Consider the following 17,631-nt stretch of genomic DNA (forward strand, 5'->3'; position numbering starts at 1 on the left):
TAAATCATGAACATCGCGACCAAAGTTCCATCCGAGGGGGAAACCAAGCAGGCAGCGACACCCAATGCCGCCGCCGGGCCTCAAAGGACCGAAGCCATGAAAGGACGCGTTGACGCCATTGAGGAAGGCCGCCTTTATGGCTGGGCCTTCGATCCTTCCGTTCCAACGGAACGGCTTTTGATCCGCGTCCTGCTAGACGACAAGCCTATTGCTGAAGCACCTGCCGACAAGGATCGCCCCGACCTGAAGCGCAATGGCATTGGCGATGGCAAACACGCTTTTGAGGTGATGCTGCCGCAATTTGCCGCCGTTCGAGCTGGCGAACTTGTGGTGGTTGCCGCCAATTCGGCTGGCACAGAGCAGAAACTGCGCGTGCCAAAGCCCGACGAACAGGCCGCCGAAGCGCTTATCGCCGCGCCTATGACCCGCATTCTGGACAAGCTTGACATGCTGATGGCGGCGCAGCGTCAGCTTCAGGTCAACCAACGTTCATTGCAGCGTGTTGCGCCAACGCTCGATGCATCCGGCAATGCCGCTCCGGCGGAATTGCTCGATATTGCAAGTTCCGTCGATGGGCTGCGTACCGATCTTCATCAGCGCATGACTGAACTCGACGTGCATATCATGCGTATGGACGGCGTTGTTGCAGGGCTGGAACAGCGCATCGATGACGTTCGCAAGCGCAGCGGCGGGGACCTCAAGTTCCTGTTCTTGCTGGCTGCGGTCTTGACGGGGTTCGTCGCTGGCGCGCTTCTCACACTTGCGGTCATGCCCTGAGGACAAGCCGCATGGTTCAAGATGAACGCCCCAACACGCCAAAAACTGCCTCAAGACAGGTACGCACGCCGGATCGCCCTCCCATGATGATGGAGGGCGAAATGGTCGTCGGCAGCGTGATCGAAGACACGCTGGTGCTGGTGCTCGGAATCGGCAGCGCTTCAAGCGATCAGGTAACGGCTTTTCTCAATGGCGATCCTGCCATGAGTGTGAAGACGAACCTGATCACATGGCCGCTCAAAGAGCCTTCACCCGCTGGAACTCATGGTTTCGTCGCCATTGTGCCAACGGCTGCTTTGCGCCGTGGTACTCTCAAGACGATCATGTTCCAGCACCGCGCAAAAGTCGCTCGCTATAATTTCGCATCGCGCTCTGCTTCCATTGCCGATTTTGTCGCCATGATCAGCGATCTAGCTGGACCGAGCTTGCCAGGCGTCATCGATGAGCTGGTCGAAGGCCTGATTTCTGGCCCTATCAGCCGGAAGAAACTTTCGGCCATCACCGTTCTGCTGCAGGCGGGAGCCCGCTCCGACGGCTGCATCGAGCTCATCGGCGGCAGTGACGAAGGCGAGATTTTCGTTCAGGGCTGGGCACAGGATCTGACGCCCGCCGTGACCCGGCTGCTGATCAGCGGCAAAAACCCTTCGCTTGCAGAATGCGCAGTCAGCGTTTTTGCCCGTCCCGACCTGAACGATGAAGCTTCCGGATTTGCAGGCCTTCTGCTTGCCAATGAGCCGGTGGAACCAACTGATATCGAACGGCTTCTGTTTCGCGGGCGAAGGGGCTGGCGTTTTACCGAAGTCTATGACCGCAGGCTGTTGTCTGGTTCGCGTGAAACGCCGGGCCATATTCGGGCGATCCTGCCACGCGTACGAAGCTCGACTGACATTCTGCTGCGCATGCGTTCCGCCGCAAACCGTTTCGATGGCGCTGACACGGTATCCGGCCTCCCCTTTCCTGTCCGGATGGGGATAGACAATGTCTTCCGGGTTGAAGGCAGCGGCATGCTGGTTTCTGGCTGGCTGCTCGATCCCGACAGCCACGTGGAAAGCGTGAAGCTGCGTCGTCACCGCGGTGAAATCCAGATCGATACCAGCTGGACCCGTATCGACCGGCCCGACGTCACAAGAGAATTCGACAATCAGCCGCCATTCAATGCAGGCCTTGACCCCAGCCGTCACGCCCATGGTTTCGTCGCCTTCGCGCCGGAACTTGCCGGTGACAGCACCTCGCCGTTCTATCTCGAACTTGCGATCAGCGATGGCAGGCGCGCGTTCTTTCCATTGACGCCAACCCGCGTCACGTCGCGTGACGCTATCGTACGGCAAATCCGCGCGACCGATCCGAATGCATGGGCGCTGCGCCATATTGTCGACCAGCAACTCGTGCCGCTGCTGCGCGGTGTCAACCGTCCTGCTCCGGAAGTCTTTGGCGTGGTCGATCTCGGGCCCTTCGAAGATGCGATAGGGCCAGCGATCATCATTGGCATCGACGAGCGCGTCGAGGAAATCGAACCTTTGCTGGCACTTCTTGCGCTCGATCCCGAAACCCGCATCGCGCCAATTGTGATCGCGGCTGCGACCGAGATCATCGACCGTATCGGCGTACAAATCAGACGTCTCGCGGATTTCTACCGGCTGCGCATCAGGCTCGTTTCGGCCACGGGATCGGAAGACCTCTACGATGCGCTGGAAGTCGGTGCCCGCACGGTTTCAACGGATCAGGTCATATTTCTGGCCGGATCGTTGCTGCCGCGCCGCTCTGGATGGCTGAATAAGCTCGTCAGCGCATATGAAGCGCACAAGGACTGCGTTCTGTCTCCCACCCTTGCCTATGAAGACGACTCAATTCGCTGGGCAGGAACCTGGGTCGCGGGACCACAATCCGGCATGTCGGCGGATCGCGCTCTGATCAGTCGCTATGCCGGTTATCCCATCGACGCCGTTTCAGGAATGTCCTTGACGGAAGTCGCAACGGCTACGTTCGAGTGCTGCATCCTTCCGCGCGAAGCCCTGTTTTCCGTCGGCGGCTTCACCCGCGGTTATCTCGGCACCCATGAAAAGGGACTGGATCTCGGATTGAAACTGAAACAATCGGGCTTGCGCTCTTATTGGTTACCATCAGCGCAGATGCTGGGAGCAGACGATACATCCGTAACTGACAGGGCATCGACGATCGCGCTCATCGAGCGCATTGATCGACAAGTCTTCGACGCACGCTGGTCCTCCATTCTCGCTGGCAGACGCAAGGTACAGGCGGAGGAACCCGCATGAGCGACAAACTCCGTGTTCTCGTCATCTCGCACGCTCACCCGTCGATTTCGCTGGGCGGGGGTGAAATCGCTTCCTACAATCTGCACAAGGGTTTGAACAGCATTACCGATGTGCAGTCAGTCTATCTGGCGCGAACTGCCCACCCGATCCCCCGGCATGGCACAACGGCGCTCATGAGCATGCGGCGCGCCAGCGACGAAATCCTGTTCCATGCCGACGAATACGACCACTTCTATCTGTCGAACAAGAACACCGATGAAATCCGCCGTGACCTGCTGCGCTTTGTCCGCGACTTCGACCCGGACATCGTGCATTTCCATCACGTTCTAGGCCTCGGGCTTGAAACGCTCTATGCCATCCGCGAGGCGCTGCCAGACCGCATCATTCTGGTGACGTTTCATGAATTCCTGTCCATCTGCAACAATGATGGCCAGATGGTCAAAGCTGGCACCTCCAAGCTCTGCAACGAGGCGTCCCCTATCGACTGCCATGCCTGCTTCCCGCAAATACCGCCAGCGCGTTTTCTCAAGCGCGAGCGCTTTGTGCGTGGCATGCTGGAACTGGCCGACGCATTCGTGTCACCGAGCGAGTTCCTTGCCAACCGCTATCTCGAATGGGGCCTCAATCCTGACAAGATGGCGGTCATCGAGAACGGCGTCGCCATCCGCGATGTTACCCCTCCGCGTGAGCTGACCGGCCCGAACCCGCGTCGCAGCCGGTTCGCCTTTTTCGGTCAGATCAACCCGTTCAAGGGCATAGACGTTCTGGTCGATGCCGTATCGCGTGTACCGGAACAGGTCTGGGGTGAGGACTCCCGCCTGATGATCTTCGGCGGCAATCTGGAAAAGCAGCCGCCCGCTTTTCAGGAGCGCATGCAAAAGCTGATTGAAGAGGCTGGCCCGCGCGTGCGTTTCTATGGTGCTTACCAGAATGCTGAAATGCCACGCCTCATGCAGTCGGTCGACTGGGTGGTCATGCCTTCGATCTGGTGGGAAAACTCACCCATTGTCATTCAGGAGGCACTGCATCATCGCCGCCCGGTCATCTGCTCGAATATTGGCGGCATGGCCGAGAAAATCCGCGATGGCGAAGACGGCCTGCATTTCCGTGTTCGCAGCGCCGAGGATCTGGCCGACCGCTTTACAGAAGTGCTGAGCGAGCCGAGCATATGGGACAGGTTGCATCATTCCATCCGCAATCCGGTCCACTATGTCGACTGCGCCAGGGAACATCTCGATCTCTATAAACGGCTGCGGGAGTCAAAACCGCGCAGACAGAAACCGGCAGTTACGCAAACTGCTCTTTCTCAGGCAAGCTGAGCCTGGCTTGACCTTAGTGAAACAGAAGGAAGACCGTATGGCACGCGCCCTCGTCATGATCCCTGCGGGAGAAGTGTACGATCACGACAATGTCCGCTGGTATCGTCACACCGACGTTCAGGGCAGCATCAATCACTATCACAATATCGGCGATGCCTTCGTTTTCGAGTCGTCGTTGAAGCTGATGAATTACGAAAAAGCTTCCGAACTTCCGATCACCAATTTCTCACCTGAGAAGATCGATCAACTGCGCGAAGAATACGATTATGTGATCCTGCGCGGCTCGAACTATATCAACAAGGATATGAACTGGCGTGACACGATCCCGGTCTTGCAGCGGCTGAAACTGCCGGTCATTGCATTCGGCGTTGGGGCCCAAGCACCGGTCAGAGGGGAAATACAGCTTTCCGAAGAGACCAAGGCGGTCCTGCGCATCATTGCAGATTCCACGACGTCCATCGGCGTGCGCGGCGCTTATACTGCTCAGGTGCTGAACGATATCGGCATCCGCAATGTCCGGATCGTCGGCTGCCCGACCGCATTTCGCCGCAACAACCAGCATTTGCGTATCAAGTTGCCGCCGCTCGAAAACGTTGCCCAGGTCGGTATTACGGTTCGCCGCGAGGTTTCACCTGCCTATGCGCAGGATATCGAGCAATATCTGACCCGTCACCGTGACCTCATCAAATCCATGGCCGCACGCTTCGATGTAACGTTGATGGCGCAGGGCGAAGTCGATGAAAAGAAGATGGTCTTCGGCACTGCGGAGCAGAAGGAGGAGGCCATTGCTGCCCTCAAGAACCATCGTTGGACAGCGGACTGGTATTTCGACGAGACGATAGAAAACCTTTATCGCCATCGTATGTTCTATTCAGATGTCGTTTCTGATTACGAGGAACTGGTGCGCAGGCAACAGCTCGTTCTCGGTTATCGCCTGCATGGCAATCTGATGGCGCTGGCCAATGGCATACCGTCCATCTATTTCACCTATGACAGCCGCACGGCCGAATTCGCCGAGACCTACAAGATACCAAGCTATGACGTCTTCAGCGACAAGCCTTTCCAACTCGAAGACTATTGGGATCAATCGCTGTTCGATAAATATAACCGGGCATGGTTCGAGACTTATGCCGAGATGAAGCAATTTCTCGATGAAAATGGTGTCGACAATAAAATGACCGACACCGGGCTGCCCATAGCGGAGTTGAAGGTCGCGTAAGATTTAATTCTTTGGCAGTTGGGCGGAACCCTTGCTCTTCTGCTCTTCTGCCAGAAGCGACCATGCGGCGATGAACATCGCGGCAATCAGCGGCCCGACCACAAATCCGTTGATCCCGATCAGTGAAATACCCCCGACAGTGGATATGAGGACGACATAATCCGGCATGCGGGTGCCTTTTCCGACGAGAGGCGGACGCAGAAGATTATCAACCAGTCCGATCACGAATACTCCGACGAAAACCAGAATTCCGCCGCTAACCCATTCTCCACTTGCAAAGAACCACGCCGCTGCCGGTACCCAGACCAGTGCAGCGCCGACTGCTGGCAGCATGGAGAGAAACGTCATCAATACGCCCCAGAGCAAAGCCGCTTCGACGCCCAAGGACCAGAAAGTCACGCCGCCGATCGTGCCCTGAATGATGGCAATGATGATATTGCCTTTCACCGTCGCGCGGATGACAGCAATGAACTTTTCCAGAAACTGCCGCGTATAATCATCGTTGAGCGGAATGGCCTGCCTGATCTTACGCCCAAGATCCACACCGTCGCGGAAAAGGAAGAACAGCAGATAGAGCATGATGCCGAAGCCGATGAAGAATTGCAGCGTGTTCTGGCCGAAACTGACCAGCTTTCCCGCAAAAAGCTGACTGCCCTGCATGATCGCAGACGATATGCGCGCCCGCCATTCCGCGAAATCGCCCAGCTCGAACCGGGTGAGCCACTCCTCCAGCGAATCTGGCAAGGCGCCCAGAATGCGTGAGATATAGCTGTTCAGATCGAACTCCCGACTGCTCAGCCGTTGATAGAGGGAATTCCCCTCCTGTACCAGCGAGCCAAAAATGGCGAGCATCGGAATGATGACCAAACAGATGCACATCAGCACCGAAAGCAAAGCGGCAATATTCTTTCTGCCACCAAGCAGACGTTCAAGACGCTGCTGCACCGGCGAGAAAACCACGGCGAGAATAACCGCCCAGAGAACTGCCGAATAATAAGGCAGCAGAAGCCATGCAAAGGCGATAGTGACTAGTGCCAGTAAAATATAAAAGCTCGCGCGCTGGACGGACATAATCACCTGCTGCAGATTTCCGGGTCAGGAAACCCTGCCCGGAAAACCATTCCAATTCAATAGAGAAGCACGAGCCGAGCGGTTCAGGCCGCTTTCAGAGGCGCCAGTTTTTCGTTGGGGAGTGAACGCGCAAGCGTGCTCAGAAGATCGCTTTGCGACACCAAACCGATAATGCGGCGCATTTCGTCGACGACCACGACAGCGTGCGCCAATCCATCGGTCAGGCTGGGCAAAAGGCTCATAGCCGGATCGGCTTGCACTGCGGTTGGAGTCTCCACGATATAGTTTCTGAAATCATCGCCCGGATGCATCAATTCGCGCAGGCCGACCACGCCTTTCAGTCGGCCATCGAGCCCACGCACTGGCAATGTCATGAGATTATGACGCAGGATAAGCTCGCGCGCCTGGCTCGCCGTTGCGTCTTCATCGATGCTGACGACATCGCGAGACATAATGTCGGCGCAGGTCAGATCACCGTGGGAACGAATGGACACTTCAAGCTCCACCTGCCGCAGCAGACGTCCAAGATCGTTGCGATCGATATCGAAGCTCTCATCAAGAGCAAGCAAGGCGCGATCAATATCTTCCTCGCGGATACCCATCCGGACCGAAGGCGGCAAATCTTCGGTGCTGTGCTTGTTCACAGGAACGGCAGCCGCCACGTGCGGATATTGCCGGCGCGACAGTTTGTGAAACAGGATACCAAGGCCAACGAGAAGGCACGAATTCAGCGCAACCGGCACAAGCGGAAACAGCAATCCCCACTTGGCAACCGCAGAACCACCCAGAACCGCAGTCAGCGCCGCTGCGCCGCCGGGCGGATGGAGGCTGCGGGTAACCGACATTGCCGCGATGGCTAGCGCCACGCCAAGGCCGATCGCCAAAGCCGGATCATCAACGAACTGGGTGACGGCCAGCCCCACAAAGGCTGAAATCGTGTTGCCGCCGATGATCGACCATGGTTGGGCTAGCGGGCTTGTTGGAACGGCAAAGAGCAGAACCGCTGAAGCGCCGATTGGTGCTACGATCAAAGGCAGATGCGGACCGCTCCCCAGCAACATGCTCGATATGAAACCGGTCAGCGCAATACCGATCAGGGCACCAAGGCAACCAATCGAACGTTCTCGCAGCGTTGCACCGGCAAGAACCGGCTTGAACAGCCGGAACGCGCGCGACTGGTGTTGTTCTGGATTTCTTTGGGTCATTCCGTCAATCAGGCCGATGATAGGGAAGCTTCAGCGAAAGCCCGTTGAAGCTAAAGACTGTTCTCTTGGGGGTGAGACAATATCCTGCCCTTGCCGGATTCGAACAAGAAAGCAAATCCGTATCCGCGTGGCGGAAGGGAAAAATCGTTCCCCGTTCATCAACTCATCGAGAACAATGGTCTCAACGCCATCTCAAGCCCGAGAATCATAAGGCCGATCAGAAACCATCGACGGAAAATTTCCGGTCGGATCTTGCGGCGGCAAGCCTGCCCTATGAACATGCCGACCAGTGAAGGAAGGACGGCCAGAACGGACACCAGCAGGAGATCGCCTGAATAGGCCTGCCTGCTAGAAAGCCCGACCGCAAGTGCGGCGGTCGAGACAGTGAAGGAAAGCCCGAGCGACTGTACGAGATCGTCTTTTCTGAAACCCAGCGATTGCAGATAAGGCACAGCCGGAATAACGAATATTCCCGTTGCTCCCGCAATCAAGCCAGTCAACAGCCCGATGGCAGGAGACAGCAGGCGCTCAAGCCTTTCTGGCACCTGCAACTGGTGGGCAAACAACGTATAGGCTGCGTAGATAACAAGCGAGAAACCCAGCATCGATGTGGTGACTGCAATGTTTCCGCCAACCAGAACCGCAGTTCCCGCAATGGTCCCGGCTGCAATGGCAAGCATCATGCTCCAGAGACGAAGCATAAGCTGGCCGAAGCTAGGCCCCGCCAGAAGTTGCCAAAGATTGGTGATGAAGGACGGAATAATCAGCAAGCTTGCCGCTGCAAGCGGTGATATCAGCGCGCCCAAAATGCCCATCGCGACCGTGGGCAGTCCCATTCCGGTAACGCCTTTGACAAAGCCAGCACCGAGGAATGTAACCGCAATCGTCAGGATCAAGGAAAAAGAATAAGTCATGCCCCTGCTATAGCGGCTTAGCCATCGGACGGAATGCGGAAGTTCCTTATCCAGCCTTCGGCTTTCCCATAGGCAGATTTTGCGCTAACATCGCTTATGCGTTTTGATCTTACCGACCTTCGCCTCTTCATCGCTGTCGCCGATACCGGCAGCATCACCCATGGTGCGGCTGAAGTCGGCCTGTCGCTTCCAGCGGCAAGCGAGCGCCTGCGCGACATGGAGGCGACGGGGCAAGTCTTGCTTCTGGAGCGTGGACGACGCGGCGTTGCCCTTACGGAAGCGGGGGAAGCCCTCGTCCATCATGCAAGGGCAGTGATGCGGCAGATGGCGGACATGCATAGTGAATTGAGCTTTCATGCCAAAGCCATGCGAACAGCCATTCGCGTCGCGGCGAATACCGCTGCCATCACCGAATATCTACCGGTAAGGCTCGCGAGCTGGATGGCCGATAATCCCCGCATTGATGTGGAACTGAAAGAACGGCAGAGCAGCGATATTGCCCGGTCCGTTTTGCGCGGTTTCGTTGAAATCGGCATTCTATCGGATGCCGTAGAAACGACCGGATTGGAACTCATTCCTTTTGCGACAGATCATCTGGCGCTGATCACGGCCAGACAACATCCCTTGGCCGAGCATAAGCGGGTAAGCTTCTCCGATCTTCTGCAGGAACAATTCGTCGGCCTTACCTCTGGCGCTTTGCAGGAACACCTAGAAGTTCAAGCAACACGGCTGGGCGGCAGGCTTAAAATCAGGACGAGGCTCCGCACTTTCGAAGGCGTCGGCAATATGGTTGCTGCCAATGTGGGCATTGCGATCATTCCACAGACGGCTGCACGACGTCTCAGAAAAACACTCCCCGTTGCAACGGCAGCAATTGCAGACGCATGGACAAAAAGAAACCTGGTAATCGCGGTGCGATCTCTGGAAGATTTAACCGCACCTGCAAGAAGCTTTGTCGATCACCTCGCTCTGCACGTCCGGCCACTCGCGGGCAAAGCTGTGCAGGGTTAGCCCTCAATCAGGCTGTGACCTGCCAGACAATATGCGTGACGATTTCGCCGGGCCGTTAAAGCATGATGAGTAAGATACTCAGACTTTGGTAGTATAAGCGCTTTCATTGAAGCTCAGGCATTGGCAAGCCGTCAGGATACAACTACATTCTTTTCAGAGTGCACCGGATAATCATGCCGATTCAAGAGCAAAATCGGTGTAAAATCTTTTTATTGCAGTGACTTGATAATATCAAATCAGATTGCCCGAAGCGCCCGAAGAGGTGTGGGGAACTAAATTCAGAATACGGGCCAGCCCGCCGCAACATAGTCTGGGAGGACGCTATGATGAAGCTTATCGCCACTTTGGCGACAACACTTGCTATTTCCACCGCAGCTTTCACCGCACACGCACAAAATTATCCGGAACGGACGATCACCATGGTCGTGCCTTTCGCTGCAGGTGGGCCGACTGACACCGTGACGCGGCTTGTTGCTGAATCCATGTCCAAGGATCTCGGGCAGCAGGTGATCGTCGAGAATGTCGGCGGCGCAGGCGGAACACTTGGCGCGGGGCGCGTCGCAACAGCAGACCCCGATGGCTATACGCTGCTGCTTCACCATATCGGCATGGCTACAAGCGCCACACTCTATCGCAAGCTCGCCTATGACACGCTGAATGCGTTCGAATATGTCGGCCTCGTCACGGAAGTCCCTATGACAATCGTTGCGCGCAAGGACCTTGAACCGACAGACCTCAAGGGGCTGATCGAGTATGCCAAGGCCAATAAGGATACCGCAACGGTCGCCAATGCCGGTATCGGCGCGGCCTCGCATCTGTGCGGCATGCTGTTCATGAGTGCGATTGAAACTCCGCTCGTCACGGTTCCTTACAAGGGAACAGGTCCGGCCATGACCGATCTGCTCGGCGGGCAGGTCGACATCATGTGCGACCAGACCACAAATACGACGAAGCAGATTCAGGCAGGCACGATCAAGGCTTACGCCGTCACCTCGCCCGAACGCCTGGACGTGCTGAAAGACCTTCCAACCACCAAGGAAGCAGGCCTGGACGGTATGGAAGTGGGTATCTGGCACGGCATATATGCGCCCAAAGGAACCCCGGCAGAAATTACCGAGCGTCTTTCGAAGTCGCTTCAGGTGGCTCTGAAAGACCAGAACGTGGTCGCCCGCTTCGCCGAACTCGGCACAAAGCCGTCACCGGAATCCGATGCAACACCGGCAGCGTTGAAAGCAAAGCTCGAATCCGAGGTCGCACGCTGGAAGCCGATCATCGAAGCCGCCGGGCAATACGCAGACTGACCGTATCGCAAGCAATCAAGGTGTGTCGTTCGACGCGCTTTGATTGTCGTTTTCCCTTTGTTGTGCATCAAAATCGCAGCCACGGGGATAAGTGACCGACTTCACATGCCGGGCATCCGGCATAGCCCTTTCAACGGCAAATCCGAAAGATGATTGGCCCATGAACGAGCCCTCAAGAAAATTTTCAATCGACCCGACCAACGGATTGTGCGGCGCCCTTCTCGCACTGACCGGCGCTTTTTTCGCCTACCAGTCGCTAGGTCTGGACATCGGCACATCGCTTCGCATGGGACCGGGATATTTCCCGCTTGTCCTGTCCGGTGTCCTGATCCTGCTTGGACTGGTCATTCTCGTCCAGGCTACACGTGTATCTGGCGAACCAATGGGGCCGATTGCTTGGCGCGGCCTGTTCTTCATTCTGCCTGCCCCGATATTCTTCGGCCTGACCGTGCGCGGCCTCGGTTTCGTGCCGTCGCTGTTTTTGACCTGCCTCATCGCCTCGTTCGCCTCGATGCGCATGAAACCGCTTGCTGCAATCATTCTTGCTGCTGCAATCACGGTCTTCTCCGTCATTGTGTTCAGTTACGCGCTCGCGCTGCCCTATCAGCGTTTCGGGCCCTGGTGGCCATTCTAAGGGGGCATGAGCATGGAACTTTTCAACAATCTCGCGCTTGGCTTTTCAACCGCATCGACGCTTGCCAATCTTGGGTTCTGCCTCATCGGTGTGCTGCTCGGCACATTGATCGGCGTCCTGCCTGGCATTGGTGCTACGGCCACAATCGCCATGCTTCTTCCGGTCACGTTCCAGATCGGTGATCCGGTTTCCGCACTCATTATGCTCGCTGGCATCTATTACGGTGCCCAGTATGGCGGTTCGACGACCGCAATTCTCATCAACATGCCGGGGGAATCCTCATCCGCCGTGACCGCCATCGACGGCTACCAGATGGCGCGCCAAGGGCGAGCCGGTGCAGCACTTGCAATTGCAGCAATCGGTTCATTTTTCGCCGGTACTGTTTCCACCTTTCTGGTAGCGGTATTCGCTCCGCCGCTGACTGAAATTGCCCTGAAATTCGGCTCCGCTGAATACTTCTCGCTGATGGTCGTCGGGCTGGTGTCGTCTGTGGCGCTTGCTCACGGTTCGATCATCAAGGCACTGGCGATGGTCGTTCTGGGGCTTCTGCTTGGTCTTGTCGGTACTGACATCTACACCGGAGCACCACGATTCACGCTTGGTATTACGGAATATGCCGACGGGCTCAACTTCGTCGCGGTTGCGGTCGGCGTGTTCGGTATCGCCGAAATATTGCGCAATCTTGAAAGCGAGCATACGCGCGAAGTGCTGATGGCGAAAGTCACAGGGCTGATGCCGACGCGCGACGACTTCAAGCGCATGACAGCGCCGATCCTGCGTGGAACCGCCATCGGCTCGGCACTTGGCATCCTGCCTGGCGGCGGTGCCATTCTCGCATCCTTTGCTTCATACACAGTGGAAAAGCGCATCTCCAAAACGCCGGAGGAATTCGGCAGAGGTGCGATTGCAGGCGTTGCAGGACCAGAATCCGCCAATAATGCCGGTGCGCAGACATCCTTCATTCCCATGCTTACGCTTGGAATTCCGGCCAATCCGGTCATGGCATTGATGATCGGCGCGATGATTATTCAAGGCATCGTGCCGGGTCCGAATGTTGCGGCAGAACAACCTGCATTGTTCTGGGGCGTGATCGCGTCGATGTGGATCGGCAATCTCATGCTTATCGTCCTGAACCTGCCGTTGATCGGTTTATGGGTGAAGCTTCTGACAGTGCCTTATTATGTGCTGTTCCCCATCATCATGACCTTCTGTTCTATCGGCGTTTATAGCGTCAATTCGAACGTCTATGATCTCTACGCAGTCGCCTTTTTTGGCTTCATCGGCTACCTGCTGGCCAAACTGCGCTGCGAACCGGCTCCCCTGCTGCTCGGCTTCGTTCTCGGGCCGTTGCTGGAGGAGCATCTGCGTCGCGCCATGATCCTGTCACGCGGCGACCCGGCAACATTCTTCACCCGACCGATCAGCGCCATTCTGCTTGCCATAGCTGCAGCCGTTCTCGTGGTCGTGCTGCTTCCATCGGTACGCAAGAAGCGTGACGAGGTATTCGTCGAGGAGAGCTAACATAGATTAAGCCAAAAGATGACGATGGAACATTGATATGCTATAGGAGCTAAGGGCTTAGCCAGGGGCTTGGATTGTCGTTTGAATCGCCAGCACAGAGGGAGGTGTCATGGCGGACGAACAGCGTCGAAGCATTCGGCAGCGACTGGCTGCCATCGTCATCGCAGGTATCGGCACGGCTGCCGCAAGCGTATTCTCCTACGCAACGGCGATCTATGAAGCAGCCAATCCCGAACCCATGCGCGAGGTGAGCCCCGGCGAGATGGTCGATACCGGGCGCTGGCATGTGGCCGTCACTGAGGCACGCTTCGGCCCTGTTCCGCCAACCGGCGTGAAACCTTACGAACCCAAGAACTATCTCATGGTCGATGTCAGTCTCGACAATCGTTCCGCATCTTCAGCCTATGCGTCGCGAAAGCTTCTGACCCTCGACCCGCCGAACCCGGCTCTGACCGATCCAACTTTCTATATCATCCGCGACAAGTGGATTGCTGGCCGGGTCAATCCCGGCATGCCCGAAAAGCTGACGGCGGCGTGGGAATGGCCGCAAGGTGAAGCTCCGCCCCAGGAAATTCGCCTCCTCATTGGCAGCGAAATCTACAAGAAGCGGGATAATCTCTATGGGGCCTCTACATGGCTTGATCGGGACCCCATCGCCGTCATTCAATTGCCAGTACGTATATCATCCGCCGAGGGCGAAGGATGACAGGCTGGCTCAAAAGCGCCGTCATGTTATGCGTGGCCATCGCAGCGCTTTACGGCATGCAGCATTCAACCCCTTATTACAGCAATATTTTTTCCTCGGTAACCGTTGAAGGAAAGCAGGGAAAGCCAGCCGAAACCAGCCGTTTCGTCGTCGGCATTGTCAATGCCTATCGAACCCGGCAAGTGACGACACCTGGCATCGGGAACACTCATATTTATGATACGGACGGCGAATGGCTGGTCATCGAAGCGGCTGCGAAAGCAAAGATCGAAAGCCTCGGCCTCGCATCTGTTGAATGGCTTGGGCCGAATGGTATCCGCTATGCCATGAGCAGCCGTCCAACCTATGCACCCGGCATAGTCGGCTCCGAGCGATTGGAGCCAGGAATTCCGCGTCCAATCTTGATGGTGTTTGAATTGCCGCGCGACCAGATCGCAGGCGGAAAGCTGCTGATTGCCGAATCTTCAATGACACCTCTTTCAGAACAGGTGCAGATCAGCATGAATTCCACGGCACAGGACAATGTCAGCCGGTCTATCGCGATCAAACGCATGGGGACCATCATGCCATGGCAATTGGAGGTCAGCCAATGAGTGAAGCGACCTCTTCAGGCGAGCGGAAGTCGTTCTGGATATGCCTTGCCCTTCTGATTATCGCCCTGCCCCTTGCCGTTTTCGTTCGTTCCGACGGCGGTTTGTTGCGATGGATAGAGCAGAAGCTGCAAGAGCCGGTTATCGTGCCTCGTGGCGATATACAGGCTTATGGAGGCGGCAACTGGAAACTGGTCGCGCTGGACAGGTTTCCTGGCACATTGCCGGAAACAAATATTGTGCTCGCTGAAATCGAAGTGACTATTCAGGATGCCGAACAATTGAAACAGATGATACCCTGTTTCATGACCGTGACGGACACTGAGGACCGCCGCTGGTCGACATTATATGTATCCAACCAAACAATCCAGAAACTGAAACCGGAAGCCGCCGACAAGCCGAAATGTTACGATCTGGCCAATGAAAACGGCAGCGCCCCAGTTCGTATCGTCGAGAGCTTTCTTGTACCTGCAGATGCTGGAGAGCTTTCGCTATTGCTCACTATGCTTGGGAAACAACCTGAGCATCTGGTTCTGAAATAGCCCTGTTCTTCTGGCTTACCAACGCATATTCGAGAACTGCGGCCAGAAGCGCAATACGTATTGCATCAAGCAGAATGCCGCCATCAAGCTCCGTCGGGCTGCCGATAAAAATAACCAGAACATTGGCAATACGTTGCCAGATTTCGATATCATATGGTCCAAGATAATGGGTCGTGCTGTACCAGATCCACGCACCGATCCAGCTTATCGCACGATAAAGAACGATAAACGACAGCAGGGTTCCAAGCCCCGCCCCGGCGACCAGTTTCAGGCAGGTCCAGACGGGCCGGTAGCGGCTGCGATAACCGCCCAGATAATGCGCGGCGAAGTCGCTCAGCCACTTCCGGAAGGTTGTTCCGCGAGATGGGGCTGGCGGCACAGGCGCTTTCTTGGCGGACAGATCATAGCCGTAGATGATAGCGGCCATAACCAGCCAGACCATCGGCAAGAGCGCGTAGAAGAACAGATTTTGCGCCTGTACCCAGAAGCTCGGTTGCTGGAACTCCACGGGCACGAAATTTTCGGCGGCGTATGCGCTCATCGAAAACCATGCCGCACTGACATCGAAACTGTCGAGCAGAGACCCGGCCCCGATCCAATGAATGAGATCGTCTTTCCACTTGTCGAGTGCAAACAGACCGATGAATATCCAGCTTGCATCCGCAGCGACAATGAGCAGCCGCAGCCATGGCGATTGAACTTTTTCATTGGCGCGTTTGGCAATCCAGCGGATCAGCCAGCAGACGAAAATTGCCGCTATCAGGCTGCCGGAGCGCACCAGGTCGAATATGTGCATCTTCTCGCCAAAGGCAGTGCGCTCAAAAGCAAGCCGGGAATATTCGCGAACCGTATCGCCGAGAAACCCCCATGCGGCGTAATAGGCGAAGAACGGCAAGATGACAGCCGCCGTCACCATCAACATGCGGTCTGCCCTGCGATTGTCGGGCGAAGATGCAGCATCTCCTACGGCCGCCGTCTGACGCAACGACGCGAGCGCAGGTAATCCAGGCCGCAGCGTGGCGAACATCGTCACCACCACGAGCAACTTGACCAGCACGACCAGCGAAAGAACGACCATTCCGGCGAGCGGAAAATATCCGCCCGCGCTTACCGCAGCATCGAGCAGCAGGTCGCGCGCAATATAGCCCAGCGTACCGATAAGCAACAGCTGGGGCCAGAACCGAGCCAGAAGACGGGCTGTCAGAGCGAGCAGACCGCCGATATCCTTGAGCATCGTCATGGCTGCAATTTAGCAAGCTGATTGGTAGGGCTCAATATATTTTATTTGCCTAATATATAGATCGACACTTATCCGCGCCGCGTGCCGGAGGATACGATGTCGAGATAGACGGCCAGAACAAGAATGCTGCCCTTGATGATCTGCTGCCAGAACGTATCGACGCCGAGCATGGACATGCCGTTATCGAGGCTCGACATGATGAGCGCGCCGACCAGTGCACCAAGCACCGAGCCGACCCCGCCGCGCATGGAGGTGCCGCCGATAAAGCATGACGCAATGGCGTCGAGCTCGCCGCCCATGCCCGCCGAAGGCGTGCCCGCTGCCAGGCGCGAGGTTGTCGTCAGACCAGCCACTGCCGCCATCAGTCCCATCAGAGCGAAGACCGCCATCTTGACGAAATTGACGTTCACGCCGGAAAAGCGCGTCGCTTCTGTGTTGGAGCCGACCGCATAGATGTGGCGACCGAACACGGTCTGTTTTGCAATCACCGTGAAGACACCGAGGATCACCAGCAGGATCAAGACCGGAACCGGCACACCCTGATAGCTGTTGAGGATCAGGATGAAGCCAAGGATCAGGACACCGATACCAAGAAGCCTTGCGACTTCCATCCCGGAAGAAAGCATCTGGAGATTGTGCTTGCGCTTGCTGGCCCGCGTGCGCAGCGTCATCAGGATCAGCACACCGAACAGCGCAATGGCGCAGAGATTGCCAAGCCAGCCCGGCAGATAACCCTGCCCGATATATTTGAACTCCGGCGAGATCGGCGCAATGGTGACGCCACCCATGATGCCAAGCACGATGCCGCGAAACACAAGCTGGCCGCCAAGCGTGACGATGAAGGACGGTATGCCGAGATAGGCAGTCAGCCAGCCGTTAAAGGCGCCAAGCGCCACACCGAGAACCAGAACCGTGCTGATCGTCGCCCATAATGGCCATCCGTAGATCACGTCGAGGACAGCGGCGACGCCGCCCAAAAGCCCTAACAGCGCGCCGACCGAAAGATCGATTTCGCCAGCAACGATAACGAAAACCATCGCGGATGCAAGCATTCCGGTAATGGCCATCTGGCGCAGGAGATTGGAGAAGTTGCGTGCAGTCAGGAACTGCGAACGCCCCATCTCGGGATCATAGGTGAGGATCGCAAACAATGCCCAGATGAGCGCAACCACTATCAGCAGCGCGACAATCTTATAATCCGCCAGAAACTTCCGAAGGCTTTTGCCCGTCAATGTCATATCATGCACCGGTCAAATTTGAGCATTTCCAGCAAAGATGTGAAACGGTTTTGCATAAGGAAAATGCGTG

16 protein-coding genes are annotated in these 17,631 nt (G+C 56.5%); 11 read left to right on the plus strand and 5 right to left on the minus strand.

All coding sequences use genetic code 11. The features are described from left to right. The first annotated feature begins 6 nt into the window (after positions 1 to 6). From F9K94_RS18180 to F9K94_RS18195, 4 genes are read left to right on the plus strand one after another with little or no spacing between them, the layout of a single operon-like run. Positions 7 to 777, plus strand: coding sequence for a hypothetical protein (locus F9K94_RS18180; RefSeq protein WP_061347847.1), 771 nt, complete (start codon positions 7 to 9; stop codon positions 775 to 777). An 11-nt stretch (positions 778 to 788) separates the two neighbouring features. Then, complete coding sequence (locus F9K94_RS18185; protein WP_151647447.1) at positions 789 to 3,050, plus strand: glycosyltransferase family 2 protein; 2,262 nt, start codon at positions 789 to 791, stop codon at positions 3,048 to 3,050. Further along, complete coding sequence (locus F9K94_RS18190) at positions 3,047 to 4,369, plus strand: glycosyltransferase family 4 protein (RefSeq protein ID WP_151555832.1); 1,323 nt, start codon at positions 3,047 to 3,049, stop codon at positions 4,367 to 4,369. Before F9K94_RS18185 ends, F9K94_RS18190 begins: the two co-directional genes overlap by 4 nt. 37 nt (positions 4,370 to 4,406) lie before the next feature. After that, positions 4,407 to 5,588: a polysaccharide pyruvyl transferase family protein gene (locus F9K94_RS18195; RefSeq protein ID WP_151647449.1), complete on the plus strand. Its 1,182-nt coding sequence runs from the start codon at positions 4,407 to 4,409 to the stop codon at positions 5,586 to 5,588. Positions 5,589 to 5,591: 3 nt separating this feature from the next. Here F9K94_RS18195 and F9K94_RS18200 read toward each other — a convergent pair whose 3' ends face one another. The 3 genes from F9K94_RS18200 to F9K94_RS18210 form a co-directional block, all read right to left on the minus strand. After that, positions 5,592 to 6,659 carry an AI-2E family transporter gene (locus tag F9K94_RS18200; protein ID WP_151555834.1) on the minus strand — a complete coding sequence of 356 codons (1,068 nt, stop codon included), beginning with the start codon at positions 6,657 to 6,659 and terminating at the stop codon, positions 5,592 to 5,594. A gap of 83 nt (positions 6,660 to 6,742) precedes the next feature. Beyond that, positions 6,743 to 7,864, minus strand: coding sequence for an HPP family protein (locus F9K94_RS18205; protein ID WP_151647451.1), 1,122 nt, complete (start codon positions 7,862 to 7,864; stop codon positions 6,743 to 6,745). A 158-nt stretch (positions 7,865 to 8,022) separates the two neighbouring features. Then, on the minus strand, positions 8,023 to 8,778 hold the full coding sequence (locus F9K94_RS18210) for a sulfite exporter TauE/SafE family protein (RefSeq protein WP_151647453.1): 756 nt from the start codon (positions 8,776 to 8,778) through the stop codon (positions 8,023 to 8,025). Positions 8,779 to 8,874: 96 nt separating this feature from the next. On the opposite strand from F9K94_RS18210, the gene F9K94_RS18215 reads away from it, so the two are divergent. The 7 genes from F9K94_RS18215 (at position 8,875) to F9K94_RS18245 (ending at position 15,083) form a co-directional block, all read left to right on the plus strand. After that, positions 8,875 to 9,789, plus strand: coding sequence for a LysR family transcriptional regulator (locus F9K94_RS18215; protein WP_151647455.1), 915 nt, complete (start codon positions 8,875 to 8,877; stop codon positions 9,787 to 9,789). A 323-nt stretch (positions 9,790 to 10,112) separates the two neighbouring features. Further along, positions 10,113 to 11,090, plus strand: coding sequence for a tripartite tricarboxylate transporter substrate-binding protein (locus tag F9K94_RS18220; RefSeq protein ID WP_407922051.1), 978 nt, complete (start codon positions 10,113 to 10,115; stop codon positions 11,088 to 11,090). 160 nt (positions 11,091 to 11,250) lie between these two features. Then, a complete protein-coding gene (locus F9K94_RS18225) occupies positions 11,251 to 11,724 on the plus strand; it encodes a tripartite tricarboxylate transporter TctB family protein (RefSeq protein WP_061347838.1) in 474 nt (157 codons plus the stop codon). Positions 11,725 to 11,736: 12 nt separating this feature from the next. After that, positions 11,737 to 13,245: a tripartite tricarboxylate transporter permease gene (locus F9K94_RS18230; protein ID WP_061347837.1), complete on the plus strand. Its 1,509-nt coding sequence runs from the start codon at positions 11,737 to 11,739 to the stop codon at positions 13,243 to 13,245. A gap of 109 nt (positions 13,246 to 13,354) precedes the next feature. Further along, positions 13,355 to 13,951: a hypothetical protein gene (locus F9K94_RS18235; protein ID WP_151647457.1), complete on the plus strand. Its 597-nt coding sequence runs from the start codon at positions 13,355 to 13,357 to the stop codon at positions 13,949 to 13,951. After that, on the plus strand, positions 13,948 to 14,544 hold the full coding sequence (locus F9K94_RS18240) for a hypothetical protein (RefSeq protein ID WP_151647459.1): 597 nt from the start codon (positions 13,948 to 13,950) through the stop codon (positions 14,542 to 14,544). The genes F9K94_RS18235 and F9K94_RS18240 overlap by 4 nt, the downstream gene beginning before the upstream one ends. Beyond that, a complete protein-coding gene (locus F9K94_RS18245; protein WP_151647461.1) occupies positions 14,541 to 15,083 on the plus strand; it encodes a hypothetical protein in 543 nt (180 codons plus the stop codon). Before F9K94_RS18240 ends, F9K94_RS18245 begins: the two co-directional genes overlap by 4 nt. Here F9K94_RS18245 and F9K94_RS18250 read toward each other — a convergent pair. Together F9K94_RS18250 and F9K94_RS18255 are read right to left on the minus strand one after the other, a co-directional pair. Next, the gene (locus tag F9K94_RS18250) at positions 15,043 to 16,323 is read right to left on the minus strand and encodes a hypothetical protein (protein WP_151647463.1); all 1,281 of its coding nucleotides are present in this window, start codon (positions 16,321 to 16,323) and stop codon (positions 15,043 to 15,045) included. The two genes, F9K94_RS18245 and F9K94_RS18250, sit on opposite strands and share 41 nt — an antisense overlap. A 68-nt stretch (positions 16,324 to 16,391) precedes the next feature. Beyond that, on the minus strand, positions 16,392 to 17,561 hold the full coding sequence (locus F9K94_RS18255) for a sugar ABC transporter permease (protein ID WP_061347832.1): 1,170 nt from the start codon (positions 17,559 to 17,561) through the stop codon (positions 16,392 to 16,394). Positions 17,562 to 17,631 lie beyond the last annotated feature (70 nt).

Origin of the sequence: Brucella tritici, from assembly GCF_008932285.1 — a bacterium.
Lineage (GTDB): Bacteria > Pseudomonadota > Alphaproteobacteria > Rhizobiales > Rhizobiaceae > Brucella > Brucella tritici.

Coding starts and splice junctions, on each gene's coding strand:
- F9K94_RS18180 (WP_061347847.1), top strand. CDS start 7: ATGAACATCGCGACCAAAGTTCCATCCGAGGGGGAAACCAAGCAGGCA.
- F9K94_RS18185 (WP_151647447.1), top strand. CDS start 789: ATGGTTCAAGATGAACGCCCCAACACGCCAAAAACTGCCTCAAGACAG.
- F9K94_RS18190 (WP_151555832.1), top strand. CDS start 3,047: ATGAGCGACAAACTCCGTGTTCTCGTCATCTCGCACGCTCACCCGTCG.
- F9K94_RS18195 (WP_151647449.1), top strand. CDS start 4,407: ATGGCACGCGCCCTCGTCATGATCCCTGCGGGAGAAGTGTACGATCAC.
- F9K94_RS18200 (WP_151555834.1), bottom strand. CDS start 6,659: ATGTCCGTCCAGCGCGCGAGCTTTTATATTTTACTGGCACTAGTCACT.
- F9K94_RS18205 (WP_151647451.1), bottom strand. CDS start 7,864: ATGACCCAAAGAAATCCAGAACAACACCAGTCGCGCGCGTTCCGGCTG.
- F9K94_RS18210 (WP_151647453.1), bottom strand. CDS start 8,778: ATGACTTATTCTTTTTCCTTGATCCTGACGATTGCGGTTACATTCCTC.
- F9K94_RS18215 (WP_151647455.1), top strand. CDS start 8,875: ATGCGTTTTGATCTTACCGACCTTCGCCTCTTCATCGCTGTCGCCGAT.
- F9K94_RS18220 (WP_407922051.1), top strand. CDS start 10,113: ATGATGAAGCTTATCGCCACTTTGGCGACAACACTTGCTATTTCCACC.
- F9K94_RS18225 (WP_061347838.1), top strand. CDS start 11,251: ATGAACGAGCCCTCAAGAAAATTTTCAATCGACCCGACCAACGGATTG.
- F9K94_RS18230 (WP_061347837.1), top strand. CDS start 11,737: ATGGAACTTTTCAACAATCTCGCGCTTGGCTTTTCAACCGCATCGACG.
- F9K94_RS18235 (WP_151647457.1), top strand. CDS start 13,355: ATGGCGGACGAACAGCGTCGAAGCATTCGGCAGCGACTGGCTGCCATC.
- F9K94_RS18240 (WP_151647459.1), top strand. CDS start 13,948: ATGACAGGCTGGCTCAAAAGCGCCGTCATGTTATGCGTGGCCATCGCA.
- F9K94_RS18245 (WP_151647461.1), top strand. CDS start 14,541: ATGAGTGAAGCGACCTCTTCAGGCGAGCGGAAGTCGTTCTGGATATGC.
- F9K94_RS18250 (WP_151647463.1), bottom strand. CDS start 16,323: ATGACGATGCTCAAGGATATCGGCGGTCTGCTCGCTCTGACAGCCCGT.
- F9K94_RS18255 (WP_061347832.1), bottom strand. CDS start 17,561: ATGACATTGACGGGCAAAAGCCTTCGGAAGTTTCTGGCGGATTATAAG.